We start from the raw sequence: 17238 nt of genomic DNA, 5'->3' as shown, positions 1-17238 counted from the left end.
TCCCGTTGAAATTTACCCTCCCGATCGGATTTGTTGGAATGATTATCCTTATGATGTGTACCGCTTCGCTGCGGGCGCAGCAAACAGCTAATTACACACCGCTCAACTTTGCGGAGAATAAAGGTCAATGGAATCCTGCTGTTATCTACAAAACTGATCTTGACGCCGCTGCTGTTTTCCTCCGCAAAAATGGTTTTACTTTCAATCTGCAAAGCCCTGAAGATCTTGATAAAGTAAACCAATACATTCACGGACATGTACATCACAATGATACCCTATGGGTACAAAACCGTGCCTATATCAATGGTGTACAAGTAAATAATCCCGGCAAAGCAGATCCTCCGCCAACACAGATGCCTGCTGTAAGAAATCATGCTTACCAGGTAAACTTCATCAATGCTAATCCTGATGTAGTGCTGGAACCTGAAAAGAAACAGGATTTCTACAGTAACTATTTCATTGGTAATGACCAAAGCAAATGGGCGACCCACGTTCAATCTTATCTTGGGGTAAACTATAAAAGCATATATAAAAATATTGATGCCCATGTATATTCTGAAGCTTCCAGGCTGAAATATGATATGATCGTAAATCCTGGTGGCAACCCCGATGAAATACAGCTGCAGTATGATGGTGTTAATTCCATGGAATTGAAAAAAGGACAACTCATTATTCATACTTCTGTAGGCGATGTGGTAGAACAATTACCTTATGCTTACCAGTATATCAACGACGAGCGTGTACCCGTTAAGGTTAGTTATAAACTCAGTAATAATAAAGTGGGCTTTAAAATAGCCAGCACTTATAATACAGCTTATCCATTGATCATTGACCCTACCTATGTATTTAGTACTGTGTCGGGCTCCCGTGCTGATAATTGGGGCTTTACAGCTACCTATGATGCATCAGGGTATTTCTATGGTGGTGGTATCGTATTCGGCCAAGAGTTTCCTGTTACAAATGGCGCCTACCAGACTTCTTTTGGTGGTGGACAAATAGATATCGGTATCCAGAAATTTACTCCTGATGGTACACAATTGGTATACGCCACTTTCGTTGGTGGTGCAGATATAGAACAGCCACACAGTCTATTTGTAAATAAGAATAATCAACTGGTTATTTCAGGCAGAACAAAATCATCTAACTATCCAGGCAAACGCCTGGGCAGTGGCGGTGGCTGGGATATTGCCGTTACCATGCTGACAGCTGCCGGCGATAATATCGTTGGCTCTCTCATTATTGGGGGTAGTGCAGATGATGGCGTGAATATTCGCGATCAGCGTGCCGGCGGTGCTAACACTACCCTGCGCAACTATGGTGACGATGCACGTAGTGAAGTGGTAGTTGATAATGCCGGATATATTTATGTTGCCAGCTGTACCAGGTCACAAAACTTCCCTGCCACTGCAGGTGTTTTCCAGCCTCAGCTAGCAGGCTCGCAAGACGGTGTGGTAATGAAAATTAATCCACTTTGTCAGGATGTAGTGTGGGCAAGTTATCTTGGAGGTACCAGTGAAGATGCAGCATTTGTAATTGCGTTAAACGATCTGCAATCCTTATATGTAGCTGGTGGAACAGCCAGCGCAGACTTCCCGATAAAAGGTGCGCCTGTATATGGCGGCACCTATACAGGAGGCTCCTGCGATGGTTTCATCGCACATATTGCCAGTGATGGTAGCTCCATTATGCAAAGCACTTATGTTGGCTCCACTGATGGCGCCGCTGATCAGGTATATGGTGTACAGCTGGATGGTAACGGTTACGTATATGTGATGGGAACCACGGAAGGTACCTGGCCAACAAAACAGGCGCCAGGCACCGGCACTTTTTATAATCAGAATTCTCAGCAGTTTATCATGAAACTGCAACCTAATCTTTCTGATGTAGTATATTCAACCACCTTCGGTAAAAACCGTGCGTTATCCACATTGCCGGCTATTTCGCCGGTAGCGTTCCTGGTAGACAGATGTGAAAACGTCTACGTGTCCGGATGGGGCGGTGGTATCAATCCCGCTGAGGGGTATCCTAACTCCGGTACGGGTGGACTCGCATTGAAAAATCCTTTGCAAAGTATTACCGATGGTATGGATTTTTACTTTTTCGTATTGAAGAAAGATGCAACCGACATCCTGTTTGGTAGCTATTTCGGAGGTGCAGGTTTATATGAACACGTTGATGGTGGTACCAGTCGATTCGATAAAAATGGTATTATATACCAGGGTATCTGTGCATGGTGCAATACTGGTGGTGCTTCCAAACCTAAATATCCAACAACGCCAGGCGCTTATTCCAGTACGCCTCCACGTTCCTGTAACTTCGGTGCGTTGAAGATAGCCTTCAACCTGGATGGTGTAAAAGCAGGTATTAAAACACTCGAAAGAAAAAATAATTACTGCATTCCTGATCCGGTTACGTTTATTGATACAACCCAGATTTATGTGCAGAGCTCTACCTACCGCTGGGATTTTGGAGATGGCACACCTGAGGTAACAGGTCAGGGATTGGATACTGTTGTACACCCATTCACTGCAGTGGGTACTTATACCGTAAGATTGATCAAAACAGATAATAGCACCTGTAATGGTGCGGATACTGCATATATCCAGATCAAAGCTGGTACCAACAAGGCTACGCTTGACCTGGAAGCAGTGAGAGTACCACCATGTACATCACTGAAATATGAATTCAGAAATAATTCTCAACCACTTGGCGGCTTCCGTGATAGCTCATTTGTTTTTGAGTTGGGAGATAATACGCCAGCGATGTATATGAAGATCAATAATCCGCCGAGCTTCCCGTATGCACACGAGTATGCGGCGCCAGGATTATATAATGTGAAACTTACGTTGGTAGATACCAATTATTGTAATGCGCCACAGACAGAAGTGATTCCATTACGTATAGCCGTAAACGTTACAGCCAACTTTACAATGCCGGATACGATATGTGTTGGTACAGATGTAACGTTTAACAATACTTCTCTGGGTGGTACCGATTTCCTGTGGACATTCGGTGATGATCATTCAACCAGTACTGATGTAAATCCAATGCATCAATTTAATTCAGTAGGCGTATTTGATATCAAACTGGTGGCGATAGATCCTAATACTTGTAATGTAAAGGATAGTATTGTGAAACAGGTATTGGTGGCGCCGATGCCAGTAGCGCAGTTTGATTTTTCTCCGGTGAAACCAATCGAAAATACGCCGGTAGGATTTGTGAACAGTAGTACCGGCGCGACTTCTTACCTATGGAATTTTGGTGATGGAGATACTACCTCTATTGCAAACCCAGTGCATCAGTACAACAATACTGGAACATTCACTGTATGTTTGACAGCATTTAACCCTGAAGGGTGTACGAATACAACCTGTAAAGATGTAAGTTCTATTGTGGTGCCGTTATTTGATGTGCCAAATGCATTTTCACCAAACAATGACGGTATCAATGATGTATTCCTCGTTAAAGCATTTGGTGTGAGTAAATTTAATTTGAAAATTTACAGCCGCTGGGGCAAGCTGTTGTTTGAATCAACAGATTACCGCAAAGGATGGGATGGTAGATTTAATGGGGCCGCAATGCCGATGGATGCGTATGCATATGTGCTTAGTTTAGAATTTACGGATGGAACTAAAGGTAGCCGTTCAGGAAGTGTAACCTTGTTAAGATGATGACCCATGAAGCAGCTTGTTAAATTTACGACAGGTATTATCCTGTTGCTAACCGCCAGTATCAACGGATTTTCCCAGGATCTGCACTTCTCGCAGTTCTTCAATTCTCCGTTGACTACCAACCCTGCAAATACAGGGTTTATTCCTGATGGTAACTATCGGTTGGGTGTCAATTACCGGGACCAGTGGTCATCTATCCCGGTGCCTTATAAGACAATGTCCGCATTTGGTGATGCACAGCTTTTCAGAGACCAGTTGACCTATGGTTGGGTGGGCATTGGAGCCGTGATCCTCCGTGATGTGGCCGGCGCAGGTAATCTGACCTCTACTAAGGGATATGCATCTATCGCTTATCACCAGCTAATGGGGAATAGCAGCTTGTTGTCTTTAGGCTTTAACGCAGGTTCCGCAAATAAAAGGGTGGATGTTACCAAACTGGTATTCGGTGATCAGTGGAACGGAAAATTCTTTGATGCTCAGGTGCCTACTGCCGAGCCAATGGCTTCCAGCAGTGCTAATTATTTCGACTTACAGGTAGGTATGAACTATGCCTATTTTCCTACAGATGATATTTATATCAATGCCGGTGCATCTGTGCAGCACGTGAATATGCCCCGGGAAACCTTCTATGACGGGGATAATCGGGTGCCTCGTAGATATATTGGTTTTTTGAATGCGAGTTTGAAAATGAGTGATAAAGTAATCTTGAACCCAGGTGCTTATTATACGAGGCAGGCACATACCAGTCAAACGATGTTTGGCATGAATGCAGCTTATAACCTTTCCGGTGATGGCAATCAGCAGGCATACGGCGGTATTTATTATCGTACTAATGATGCTGCTATGTTTATGGTAGGTTACCAGCTGAGTAGTGTGAAACTGATGTTTAGCTATGATGCAACTACTTCTTCCTTATCAGCTGCTAATAGTAGCAGAGGGGCTTACGAGATAGGTATCATCTATACCGGTTTATATAAAAACAGGGCATTTTCAGACGCGATCAGATCTACCTTCTGTCCCTCTTTTTAAATCTTTACAACGGTATTATACAGAAACCTGCTTATTGATTACTTTTGTTACATGACCACATTGAACAAGGTAACTGCCGCTCATATTGCGGCCTTACGAGAAATAACGGGAGATAAATATGTGTTGGTAGACGAGGAAAGCTTGGACCGTTATGCACAGGATGAAACGGAAGATTTACATTTTCTGCCGGAAGTTGTTGTAAAGCCGGATAGTACGGAACAGGTTAGCCAGATCATGCAGCTTTGTCAGCGTGAATTACTGCCGGTAACACCACGTGGCGGCGGTACTGGTCTTAGTGGTGGGGCTCTCCCACAATTTGGAGGTGTGCTCATCTCTATGGAACGCTTCAACAGGATCCTCGAGATCGATGAAAGAAATTTACAGGTAACCACCGAGCCAGGTGTTATCACAGAAATATTGCAAAATACAGTAAAGGAAAAAGGCCTCTTTTATCCGCCTGATCCAAGTAGTCGCGGTACCTGTTTCATTGGCGGAAATATCGCTGAAAACTCTGGTGGCCCTAAAGCCGTGAAATATGGTGTGGTAAAGGATTATGTGCTGAACCTTGAAATGGTGCTGCCTTCCGGGGAAGTTATCTGGACAGGTGCCAATGTACTGAAGAATGCAACTGGTTATAACCTTACACAGCTAGTGGTTGGCAGTGAAGGAACACTGGGAATTGTTACTAAAATTGTATTAAGATTAATTCCATTACCTAAGCATGATCTGTTGATGTTAGTGCCGTTCCGTTCTGCGGAAAGTGCCTGCGAAGCTGTGAGTGCTATATTCCGCGCAGGTTTTACGCCAAGTGCGATGGAGTTTATGGAAAGAGATGCACTGGATTGGGTATCTCAATACGTACAAAGTTCCACAGTGAAAATCGAAGACGATATCCAGGCACATCTGCTGATAGAAGTAGATGGTAACTATCCAGAAGTATTAATGCAGGAAATGGAAGGAATCGCCGGCGTAGTGGAAGGTTTTGATATCGGAGAGATCCTGTTTGCAGAAGATTCTACCCAGAAGGATGAACTCTGGAAGCTGCGCCGCCGTGTAGCCGAGGCAGTGAAAGCAAATTCTATTTATAAAGAAGAAGATACCGTAGTGCCAAGAGCTGAGCTGCCCGTGTTGTTGAAAGGTGTGAAAGAAATTGGTACAAAATATGGGTTCCATTCTGTTTGTTATGGGCATGCCGGTGATGGTAATTTACACGTAAATATCATCCGTGGTAACCTGACTGAAGAGCAGTGGAATGGCACACTCACAGCTGGTATCCGGGAAATTTTCCAGCTGGTGAAAAGTCTGAAGGGTACTATCTCCGGCGAACATGGTATTGGCCTGGTGCAGAAAAGTTATATGGATATCATCTTTGATGCTACTTCCATGCAAATTATGAAGCAAATAAAACAGATATTTGATCCTAACAATATCCTCAACAGAGGTAAAATATTTGACTGTTAAAAATCGATATATGAAAAAGCTGTTGCTTTGTATACTCCTCTTTACCGGATTTCAGATGGCCCATGCGCAGTATTATAAAACCGATACTACTACGAGGCCTCCGCAACAACCTAAGAGCTTTGATCCATCAAAGCTGGTTATTGGAGGTTCGCTTGGATTGGTGTTTGGTGATTATACGAACGTAGATGTGTCGCCGTTGGTGGGTTATCGTTTTAATAACTATATCGCGGCAGGTGTGAATATCAACGCACAGTATGGTAATATCAAGTATCGTGATTTCTATGGTAACACTACCTCCCGTGATCAGTATACTATTTTTGGTGGTGGTGTTTGGGGCCGTGTATACCCTATTCCCATGCTGTTTGTGCATGTGCAGCCAGAGTATAATTCCGTTTCTCAAAAAACGACTTATTACTATGATGGAAACGGGAATCCTAAAACCACTACATATACGACCAACTATGCGGTGCCAAGTTTATTGCTGGGCGCCGGTTATACACAGGCTGTTGGCGGCAGGGTAGGCGTGAGTTTCGCCATTATGTATGATGTGCTTCAAGATGGTCGCTCTCCTTATCAGAATAACCTGATCTACAGAGCTGGCGTGGGTCTTGGATTCTAATCATCCTGCTATAATAATATTAATGATGCCCGTTTCTACTCAGTAGAGACGGGCTTTTTTCTGGATTGTATTCTATGGAGACCCGCACCCATACCTTCTTTTCTCCCATGCCTTGCACATGGAAGAAAAGAAGGTGAAAGAGCAAATACACCTTCTTCTGGCTAAAAATTAAAAACTAAACGTTCATCTCCCATATTATCCTCATGTTAAATGTTTATAAAGGCTAAACTTTATTTTACCTATAGTATTACCTTTGTTCCATAAATTAGTGAACAGATGAGCATTCAGTTAGCCGTTTTCGATATTGCAGGAACTACCCTGCACGACGAATCTAATGTAGCACTGGTATTACAGGAAGCGGTAAAAACCGCCGGAGTAGATGTTACGATAGATGAAATTAATGAAGTGATGGGATATGCGAAACCCTTTGCTATCCGCTATCTCCTAAAACAGAAAGGTCATCCTAAAGCAGAAGATGATGCATTGGTAGATGAGCTCCATCAATATTTTGTGACTGGCATGAAAAAATATTATGCCACCAGCCCAGGTGTACGCGAAAAAGACGGCGTATCCAAAGTATTTGAAGCCTTGCGTAAAAAAGGTATAAAAGTGGCGCTGGACACAGGTTTTGATAAAGATATCACCGATGTTATCCTGGAACGTACAGGCTGGCTAAACAATGGTTTAATTGATGCTGTCATGACCAGCGACCTCGTACCGCACGGTCGTCCTTATCCATATATGATCTATCGTATCATGGAGAAGCTGGAAATAGCCGCTGTAGCCAATGTAGCGAAAGTAGGTGATACCATCTCCGACCTCGAAGAAGGTACCAATGCAGGTTGTAAAATAGTTGCCGGCATTACCACTGGCGCTTATTCCAAAGCTGACCTGGAGAAAGGACCACATACGCACCTGATCGCATCTCTGGATGAATTTCTTTCAATTATCTGACCTCCTTATATATAATCCATGCAACAACAACAGGCGGATGTAGCGGTAATAGGCGCAGGCATCGTAGGACTTGCCATGTCATACAAACTGGCAAAGCAGGGAAAAAAAGTAGTGTTATTTGAACGTAATAGCAGGGCTATCAGCGCTTCTATACGCAATTTCGGACTGGTATGGCCTATCGGGCAAACTGCCGGAAAAATGTATAACAGAGCTATGCACAGCAGAAGTGTATGGAAAGAACTGGCCGCCGCCACCGGGCTGCAATGCCAGGAAACCGGCTCACTGCACCTGGTATACGAACAAGATGAACTGGCCGTGCTGGAAGAATTTACCGGTGCTGCTGCTCACAATGGTTATGACTGCGAACTGATTTCACCAGCTAACATTGGTAAATATACGCAGGCAATAAAAACCAACGGCTTGCTCGGGGCCATGTACAGCAAAACTGAAATGACGGTAAACCCACGCCAGGCAAGTGCTACCATCGCTGCATATCTCCAGGAACAAATGAATGTAACCACTCGTTTTGGTACTGCTGTGAATGCAATCAATATGCCTTTCATCGAAACGAAAGATGAAAAATGGAAAGTAGATCAGGTATATGTTTGTAGTGGTGCTGACTTCGAAACATTGTACCCTGCTATATTTGCGGATACTTATCTTACTAAGTGCAAACTGCAGATGATGCGTACCGTTCCACAACCAGGCAACTGGCAGCTGGGACCAGCACTCTGTGCAGGTCTCACATTATTACACTATGCATCATTCAATAGTTGTAAAACATTGGACGCCCTGAAACGCAGAGTGGAAAAGGAAATGCCGGAATATGTGAAGTGGGGCGTGCACCTGCTGATCTCTCAAAACGGTGATGGAGAGCTGACCATAGGCGATTCTCATGAATATGGTCCTGACTTCGATCCGTTCGATAAAGCATTTATCAATGACCTCATCCTGAAATATATGCATACTTTCCTGCAGGCCCCTGATGTTACTATCAAGGAGCAATGGCATGGAATCTATCCTAAACTGAAGAATGGTAATACCGACCTGGTTTTATCTCCTGAAAAAGATGTGATGATCGTGAATGGTTTAGGTGGTGCAGGTATGACTTTATCTTTTGGATTGGCAGAAGAAATTGTAAGCGGAACTTATAAATAATCTGTTTACAAACATTTACCGCCATTAATGTAAAATGTCTTGTAGTGCGTGCTGTCTGCGCATTACAGGACATTTTTCTTTAGACTATACTTAGTGTATATACGAAAAACATAAATTAGGTTATTGCATAAATATGCAATAATTTAATGGCAATTAACCGTTATGAAAGTCGCCTGACGCAACGATAGCATATCTGCTTAATTCGTCATTCACAAGAGCCAGCTTTAGTTAACGTTTCTGCAGCATTGTATAATATACGGTGCTGCACGTTCATAACGTGTTAAATGGAAAGCAGGTTTCTTTTGAGTTACCTGCTTTTTTTTTCTCGCAAAGCAGCAAAGGCCTGCATTTTGTTTTATTATCAGTTAATGGTCTTAAACAACATAACATAATCTTTTGCTGCTTATGCTGCTTTGCGAGAAAAACATAAACACCACAGGCGTAAGTCCTTTTCCTGAAAAACTGACCAAGCACCAGTCTCTGATACTTTGCGAGAAACCAAAAAAATCCTAAATTGGACAAAAGCATAAATGCATATTACATGAATGATAGTTTAAAGAATTTAAAAGAAAGAGATTGGACGGAAACGAGAGCTCATTCAAGTTGGCAAATCTTCAAAATCATGGCAGAATTTGTGGATGGTTTTGAATCCCTGGCTAAGATTGGTCCCTGCATATCAATATTTGGATCTGCCCGTACCCAACCGGGTAATCGTTATTACGACCTTGCTGAAGAAATAGCAGCACGACTGGCGGAAGAAGGCTTCGGTATCATCACTGGTGGTGGCCCAGGCATCATGGAAGCTGCCAACAAAGGTGCTCAGCGCGCTCGTGGTAAATCCGTAGGCGCTAATATCACACTCCCACATGAGCAGTATCCTAACCCTTATATCGATAATGATAAACGCCTGAACTTTGATTACTTCTTTGTAAGAAAGGTGATGTTTACCAAATACTCACAAGGCTTTGTAATGATGCCTGGTGGCTTTGGTACCATGGATGAATTCTTTGAAGTGGCTACCCTTATCCAAACGAAAAAAATGGAAGAAACTCCCATGGTACTCGTAGGGAAAGAATACTGGAGCGGCCTGCTGGACTGGATCAAGGCTGTTATGCTCGATAAAGAACATAACATCAATCTGCCAGACCTCGACCTGCTAAAACTCTTCGATACAGCAGATGAAGTGGTGGAATATTTCAGGGTTTTCTATACTACCAACAAACTCAGACCGAATTTCTAATATCATCGATATTTCATCAACGCCACAGGTACGCATAAAAACCGATCCTGTGGCGTTTACTATTTATAAGCTCTTTTCTTTAGCTTTGCAGAAATTTTATATATGGAGCTGATACCGGAAGCAGTGGAGCAATTTTCAGAGAAGTATACTACACCAGAGGGTGAGCAGTTATACAAACTACATCGGGAAACCTATCTGAAAGTAGAATTGCCACACATGCTCAGTGGCCATGTACAAGGCCAGTTTCTGAGTATGGTAAGCCATATGGTACGCCCTTTGCGGATATTGGAGTTAGGTACTTATACTGGCTACTCCGCCATCTGCCTGGCACAAGGCCTGCAACCCGGCGGTATGTTACATACCGTAGATATCAATGAAGAGCTGGAAACCCTCTGTCAGAAATATTGGGAAGCTACCGGAACTGCCGATAAAATTAAAATGCATATAGGCAAGGCCGCCTCCGTGATCGATTCACTGGATGAAGTTTTCGACCTTGTCTTTATTGATGCAGACAAAGCAGGTTACGAACATTACTACGATCAGGTATGGGAAAAATTAAGGCCAGGAGGTTTTATCCTCGCCGATAATGTGCTATATCATGGTCAGGTACTGCTGCCGGAAAATGAACGTGGAAGCCAGGCTAAAGCCATGGTGAGATTTTGTGAGAAAGTGCTGGCAGATGATCGTGCTGAACAAGTACTGCTAACTATCCGCGATGGTGTTCTCCTGATCAGGAAGAAATAACCATCTCCATGAACAACGCCCATTAAATTTTAAATACATGCAAGTAAGAAAATTCTTGTTGGTGGTCAGTTTTCTTATTGGCGCCACTGTGCAGTTATACGCACAGAAGATCACAACGCAGCAGTATATTGAAGCTTATAAACAACTGGCCATCGAAGAGCAACGCCGTACAGGCGTTCCCGCAGCCATCACCCTCGCGCAGGGTGTAGTGGAAACACAGTCTGGCAACGGTGCACTCTGCCAGCAATCCAATAACCACTTCGGTATTAAATGTAAAAACAACTGGACCGGAAAAACCGTCAAATACGACGATGACGCCGCCCAGGAATGTTTTCGTGTATACGAAACCGCTAAGGAATCGTATAAAGATCACTCCGATTTCCTCCGAAGCAACCCTCGATATGCCTTCCTCTTTCAATTCGATGGGGAAGACTATAAATCCTGGGCTTTCGGCCTTAAACAAGCCGGATATGCTACCAATAAAACTTATCCACAACAGCTGATTAAAGTTATTGAAGACAACAACCTTCAACGTTTTTCTTTGATCGCATTAGGTAAAATGTCGCCGGAAGCCACCGAAGCTAACTCTATTGGCGAGTCAATGGCTAATAACGGCAGCGTGGTGAATCCTAAGCCTAAACCTGTTACTGGTGGTAATTCCAGCAAACCAAGTCACTCCAGCAAACCGGTTGCTGGTAACTATCCTAAAGGTGTTTTCGAAATCAATGGTCGCCGGGCCATCTTCGCAAAAGCTGGTACCAGCCTGATTGCACTCGCTGATCAACGCGATATCCGCCTCAGTAAACTGGTACGCTTCAATGATCTTCCCAATGATGCTCCATTGAAAAAAGATATGGTCATCTTCTTACAAAAGAAAGCTAAAAAAGGTGGTACCGAATTCCATACTGTTGCTAAAGGAGAATCATTACTGGACGTAGCACAGGCAGAAGGTATCCAGCTTAAATGGCTGCGCCGTCGTAATAAACTGCATGAAGGCGACCAACCTGCTACCGGTCAGCGACTGGCCCTGACAGGCTTCTCCTCCAATACGCCTTCCCTGGCCAGAAACAGCCGCGAAGAAGAGGAAGAGGATGAAGAGGAAGTCGCCTATCTGCCTCCGGCAAAAACGACAGCTCCTCCAGCAAAAACACCAGCTACACAACAAAATAATTCACAAACAGGTGGTATACCTGTTGCCATGATAGAAGATCTGAAAAAGAACGGCGATGTAACCGTTTCTAACGGCAATACCTCTACGCCTGCTAATACACCAGCAGCAACACCGCCACCACCAGCCAAGGCAACAATGCCTGCGCCTGCGCCATCAAAACCGGCTCCCGCGCCTGTGGTAACAACGCCTGCGCCAGCACCGGTGAAAACCACTGGCAGCACTCAATACCACGATGTACAGCCCAAAGAAACGCTGTATGGTATCGCTAAGATGTACAACAAATCTGTAACCCAGTTACAGGAATGGAATAATTTGCAGGGCTTCGATATAAAAATCGGCCAGCGCCTGCTTGTGGGAAAATAAAGCTCACATCTTTTTGAGCTTTTAATTGTTAAAACTGGAAATGAAGTAGTATTTATGTCGGTAATCACAGTGCATGACAAACAGTTTCAACCCTATATTGGTGCAGATGAACTGCAACAACGTATAAGGGAAATGGCTGCTAAAATCAATGAAGATCTTAAAGGCGAACGCCCTTTGTTTATTGCTATCCTCAATGGTTCTTTTATGTTCGCTGCTGATATGTTTAAATATATCAACATCGACGCAGAGATCTCTTTTATTAAATTGGCTTCCTATAAAGGAACCAAATCAACAGGAAACGTAATACAGGCAATTGGTCTGGATGAAGACCTCTTCGACCGTACCGTCGTTATCCTGGAAGATATTGTGGATACCGGCAAAACGCTCAGCCAGTTCCTTCCGCAGCTGGAACATCAGCAACCTAAAAAGTTACTGGTAGCCTCACTGCTCACCAAACCTGATGCCATGGTACACCCGATTAAAATCGACTACCTCGGATTCTCCGTTCCTAATAAATTTCTCCTCGGCTACGGCCTGGACTATGATGGTCTTGGACGTAACCTGCCGGAAATTTATCAGCTGGTAGGACAAGAATAATCACAGTATATAATTGAAAAGCCTGATTTTATGCAGACGAATTGCATGAAATCAGGCTTTTTTGCTTGATTTTTGAAATTATCAATGGCTCAAAGACCTAACAAGCATGGATATATCAGTTTAAATGATTAATTTGTTTCATGCGAAAGTTGCTTTTGCTGCTGATATTGTACTGTAGTTCTGCTAACGCCCAAACTAACTGGACCAGCGGCGCTGTGGAAGATAGTCTTACCCACAAACCCATTGCTGGTGTATCCGTCTGCGTTATGAACGATACCACCTGCGTGGTAACGAACAACTTTGGATTATTTCGTATCCAGCTCCCAAAATCTCTTGTACAACTCCGTTTCGAACTCCCCGGATATCTCCCTAAAACAATATTTGTAAAACAAGATGACCGTGTGCTCATAGCGTTGCTGCCTGTACGAAAAGCTATGGACCCTGTTGCCATGGCGAAAGCCAGGGCTAAACTTTCCCGTAATAGCAACCCTAACTACAGCAATTCCGGGATGGGAATCCATACTTTTTACAATGAAACCTACGGCGCTACCTTCGAAAATAAATTCCAGCATGCCCGTTTGGTTCCTGCTTCCAACTTCGCCGTGGATGTGGACAGAGCTTCTTATAGTAATATCAGGAGATTCCTCCGCCTTAAAGAGAAAGTGCCCACAGATGCCGTAAGGATTGAGGAAATGGTGAATTATTTCCAATATACTTACCCGTTACCCGGCGCTGGTAAAACAATAGGACTGATGGGGCAATATACCACCTGCCCCTGGGAACCTATGCATCGCCTCCTCCAAATCGTGATCAGAGCTACCGCCATCGCGATGGACAGTCTGCCGCCGAGTAACCTGGTTTTCCTTATCGATGCCTCGGGTTCCATGGATGCACCAAATAAATTGCCCTTGCTACAAGCTGCGTTTCGCGTGCTGGTAAACAATCTCCGGCCTATCGACCGCGTAGCCATCGTTGCTTATGCCAGCGAACCGCAGGTGATATTGGCTTCTACTTTTGGTGATCAGAAAGAAAAGATCCTGGGTGCGATTGACAACCTTAATGCTAATGGCGCTACTGCCGGAGAAGCGGCCATCAAACTGGCTTATCAGGTGGCAGAGCAGCATTTTATCAGTGATGGTAATAACCGCGTAATATTGGCTACTGACGGAGATTTTAATGTAGGTAGATCTTCTGATGAGGAGATGGAACAACTGGTCACTAAAGAAAAGGAAAGTGGGGTATTATTGACCTGCCTGGGTGTGGGCATGAAGAATTATAAAGACTCCAAACTGAAGATCATGGCCGCTAAAGGCAATGGTAATTTCGCTTATATAGATGATTTGGAAGAAGCCAACAAGATTTTTGCCCGTGAGTTTGGTAGTACCTTATTCACCGTTGCCCGCGATGTCAAGGCGGAAGTCAGATTTAATCCTGCTGTAGTAAAATCGTATAGGCTGATTGGTTATGAAAACAAGGTACTGCCTTCTGATAATAGTGTGCCGGATTCGGTTGCGGGAGGTATTGTAGGTAGTGGACATTGTGCTGTGGCCTTGTATGAAATCTTGCCGGCAGACAGCCTGCATGATCATGTAGATTCCTTACTGGCAGCCATAAAAGTAACATACCGGCGTCCACAGGAGGCACAGCTGCATGAGCTGGAAGTAAAGCTTCCGGATCATTGCATATCATTTAGTGAGGCATCAGCAGATCATCGCTTTGCAGCTTCCGTGGCCTTGTTTGGTATGATACTACGTAATTCTGCCTATCGTGGCTGTGGTGATATAGAAATGGTAGAGGCGATGGCTAAGAAATCATTGGGGCCTGATAAAAGTGGGTACAGAAAAGAGTTTCTTAAGCTGGTAAAACTGGCAGGAAAATCAAAATAAAAGGGGCCTTGAAAGCCCCCTGTATATCGTTATTTGGTGATCTTATAACATTTGCGGATCATCTTCTGCTGGAAGTCGAACGGTAATGTTTGTGCCGTAATATCCTTAATGGTAGCGGCTTCTATCTGATCATCCTCCATCACAAATCTCCTGTAATTATTGCTGAAGTAAATGGTGCCGCCTTTTTTGGTAGCTAGTAATACTTTATTCAGCATCATTACGTGATCACGCTGTACATCGAGGAACTCCTTCATACGCTTGCTGTTAGAGAAGGTAGGAGGGTCCATGATCACGAGATCATAGGTATTTAGCTTGAGCGTATCGAGGTATTGTAACACGTCCGCATGTACGAATTCGTGTTTCGCAGGATCGATGTCATTCAGTCTGAAATTATCTTCGGCCCAGCTTAAATATGTTTTAGAAAGATCTACAGATGTTACTTGAGAAGCGCCGCCAGCGGCTGCATACACGGAGAAAGATCCGGTATAGCAGAAGAGGTTCAGCACCTTTTTGTCCTTAGCTTCGTCTCTGACCATACTGCGGGTAATGCGGTGGTCGAGGAATAGGCCGGTATCCAGGTAGTCGGAGAGGTTCACTTTGAAGTTCAATCCGGCTTCATGGGCCACCATTTCATGGCTTTCGATGCTAAGTTTTTCATACTGACCTTTCCTACTTTCCTTGCGCTGCCTTTGTTTCACCCATATTTTCGATGGAGCAACTTCCAGTATTTTACTGATCAGTTCCAGGCAGGAGTCGAGCCAGGCTTCGTGTGCGTCTTCGTCCATTCCGTGTTTGCGATGGTATTCCGCGATGTAGACATAGTCTTCATACATCTCAATGCTGAAGGGGAATTCGGGAATATCGTCATCGTATACACGATAGCAGGTGATATTTTGGCGTCTGGCGAGTTTGGAGATATGCCGGTAAACTTTCGTCAGCCGGTTCTCGAACATCTGGAGTTTGTTATCCATAATTAAAAGATAAAGCTGAATACGGTGAGGCAGCGGGTGCTGTCACGGTATTCAGCCTGAATCAAATATTGCAATCCGAGCAAGTTCTTCTTTATCATTACTTACACAACATAATCCTTACAAATAACAAAACATATGTCTTTGCTGCTTATGCTGCTTTGCGTGAAAGAAAGGCGCCGAAGGCGCACCAGCCGCGTGTGTTAGCTAAAAATATCTCTGACTTTTTCGAAGAAGCCTTTTTCGGATTTTTCCGGATTAGGTTTGAAGTTGTCAGAAATATGGAGTTTTTCCAACATGTCTTTTTCTTCGGTAGTCAGGTGTTGTGGTGTCCAAACGTTCACGTGAATTAGTTGATCACCGCGTTCGTAGGAGTTGATACTTGGGAAACCTTTGCCTTTTAGGCGGAAGATTTTACCACTTTGGGTACCGGCAGGAATTTTAATTTTCGCCTTACCGTCGATGGTAGGTACTTCTAAGGAGGTTCCGAAAACTGCATCTGTGAAGGAGATGTGCAGGTCGTAGGCTACGTTGAGGCCATCGCGTTGAAGTTCCGGATGTGGTTCTTCTTCGATAAGGATGAGGAGATCGCCAGGAGCGCCGCCTCTTTCGCCTGCGTTACCTTTGCCGCTCATAGAGAGCTGCATACCTTCTGCAACACCTGCTGGGATGTCTATGCTTACGGTTTCTTCGCCGTACATGCGACCTTCACCTTTACAGTGGTTACATTTACTGGTAATGATCTGGCCTTCACCGTGACAGTTAGGACAGGTTGTTACTGTCTGCATCTGGCCGAGGAAGGTAGAAGTTACTTTTCTTACCTGGCCTGAGCCACCACAGGTGTTACAGGTCTGGAAAGAGTTTTTATCTTTCGCACCTAATCCGCCGCAATGCTGGCAGGAAACGTATTTTTTAACTTTGATCTTTTTGTTGGCGCCTTTAGCGATTTCTTCGTAGGTGAGTTTAATTTTCACACGAAGGTTAGAGCCACGGGTACCACGACCACGTCTTCCACCGCCGCCACCAGGGCCTCTTCCGCCGCCTCCGAAGAAGCTGCCAAAGATATCATCGCCAAAAATGTCACCGAAGTTGGAGAATATGTCGTCCATATTCATACCACCACCGTTAAATCCACCACCACGGGCACCATTCATGCCCGCATGTCCGAAGCGATCATATTGTGCCCGTTTATCCGGATCGCTTAATACTTCATATGCTTCGGCGGCTTCTTTAAACTTCTCTTCCGCCTCCTTGTTGTTGGGGTTACGATCAGGGTGATATTGCATGGCTACCTTACGGTATGCCTTTTTGATCTCATCCTGTGTCGCCGTTTTGGTTACAACAAGTATTTCGTAATAATCTCTCTTGGTAGACATT

Annotated in this window: 13 protein-coding genes; 11 read left to right on the top strand and 2 right to left on the bottom strand. The window is 44.2% G+C overall.

Going from position 1 to position 17238, the window contains the following annotated elements; translation table 11 throughout:
• Nucleotides 1-5: 5 nt before the first annotated feature.
• The 11 genes from ACE38W_RS07520 to ACE38W_RS07470 all read left to right on the top strand — a co-directional run bounded on the left by ACE38W_RS07520 (nucleotide 6) and on the right by ACE38W_RS07470 (nucleotide 14893).
• Entirely contained in the window at nucleotides 6-3671 is a 3666-nt protein-coding gene (locus tag ACE38W_RS07520; RefSeq protein WP_375829789.1) for a PKD domain-containing protein, read from the top strand.
• Nucleotides 3672-3677: 6 nt separating this feature from the next.
• Entirely contained in the window at nucleotides 3678-4700 is a 1023-nt protein-coding gene (locus ACE38W_RS07515) for a PorP/SprF family type IX secretion system membrane protein (RefSeq protein WP_375829787.1), read from the top strand.
• Between the two features lie 51 nt (nucleotides 4701-4751).
• Complete coding sequence (locus tag ACE38W_RS07510) at nucleotides 4752-6161, top strand: FAD-binding oxidoreductase (protein ID WP_375829785.1); 1410 nt, start codon at nucleotides 4752-4754, stop codon at nucleotides 6159-6161.
• A 10-nt stretch (nucleotides 6162-6171) separates the two neighbouring features.
• On the top strand, nucleotides 6172-6780 hold the full coding sequence (locus ACE38W_RS07505; RefSeq protein ID WP_375829783.1) for a hypothetical protein: 609 nt from the start codon (nucleotides 6172-6174) through the stop codon (nucleotides 6778-6780).
• A 276-nt stretch (nucleotides 6781-7056) separates the two neighbouring features.
• A complete protein-coding gene (locus ACE38W_RS07500) occupies nucleotides 7057-7734 on the top strand; it encodes an HAD hydrolase-like protein (RefSeq protein ID WP_375829782.1) in 678 nt (225 codons plus the stop codon).
• A gap of 18 nt (nucleotides 7735-7752) precedes the next feature.
• Nucleotides 7753-8892, top strand: a complete 1140-nt coding sequence (locus ACE38W_RS07495) for a TIGR03364 family FAD-dependent oxidoreductase (protein WP_375829781.1) — start codon at nucleotides 7753-7755, stop codon at nucleotides 8890-8892.
• Nucleotides 8893-9514: 622 nt separating this feature from the next.
• Complete coding sequence (locus ACE38W_RS07490) at nucleotides 9515-10132, top strand: TIGR00730 family Rossman fold protein (protein WP_375829780.1); 618 nt, start codon at nucleotides 9515-9517, stop codon at nucleotides 10130-10132.
• Between the two features lie 102 nt (nucleotides 10133-10234).
• On the top strand, nucleotides 10235-10876 hold the full coding sequence (locus ACE38W_RS07485) for an O-methyltransferase (RefSeq protein ID WP_375829779.1): 642 nt from the start codon (nucleotides 10235-10237) through the stop codon (nucleotides 10874-10876).
• Between the two features lie 37 nt (nucleotides 10877-10913).
• Nucleotides 10914-12410 carry a glucosaminidase domain-containing protein gene (locus ACE38W_RS07480; protein ID WP_375829778.1) on the top strand — a complete coding sequence of 499 codons (1497 nt, stop codon included), beginning with the start codon at nucleotides 10914-10916 and terminating at the stop codon, nucleotides 12408-12410.
• Between the two features lie 54 nt (nucleotides 12411-12464).
• The gene (gene hpt, locus ACE38W_RS07475; RefSeq protein WP_375829777.1) at nucleotides 12465-13007 is read left to right on the top strand and encodes a hypoxanthine phosphoribosyltransferase; all 543 of its coding nucleotides are present in this window, start codon (nucleotides 12465-12467) and stop codon (nucleotides 13005-13007) included.
• Between the two features lie 140 nt (nucleotides 13008-13147).
• Complete coding sequence (locus ACE38W_RS07470; RefSeq protein WP_375829776.1) at nucleotides 13148-14893, top strand: von Willebrand factor type A domain-containing protein; 1746 nt, start codon at nucleotides 13148-13150, stop codon at nucleotides 14891-14893.
• A gap of 29 nt (nucleotides 14894-14922) precedes the next feature.
• Here ACE38W_RS07470 and ACE38W_RS07465 read toward each other — a convergent pair whose 3' ends face one another.
• Both ACE38W_RS07465 and dnaJ read right to left on the bottom strand, forming a co-directional pair.
• On the bottom strand, nucleotides 14923-15864 hold the full coding sequence (locus ACE38W_RS07465; RefSeq protein WP_375829775.1) for a class I SAM-dependent methyltransferase: 942 nt from the start codon (nucleotides 15862-15864) through the stop codon (nucleotides 14923-14925).
• A 200-nt stretch (nucleotides 15865-16064) separates the two neighbouring features.
• Entirely contained in the window at nucleotides 16065-17237 is a 1173-nt protein-coding gene (dnaJ, locus tag ACE38W_RS07460; protein ID WP_375829774.1) for a molecular chaperone DnaJ, read from the bottom strand.
• Nucleotide 17238 lies beyond the last annotated feature (1 nt).

It is taken from the genome of Chitinophaga sp. Hz27, assembly GCF_042263525.1.
GTDB lineage: Bacteria > Bacteroidota > Bacteroidia > Chitinophagales > Chitinophagaceae > Chitinophaga.
Note: the sequence above shows the minus strand (reverse complement) of the source record. Positions and strands in the feature narration are given on the sequence as shown.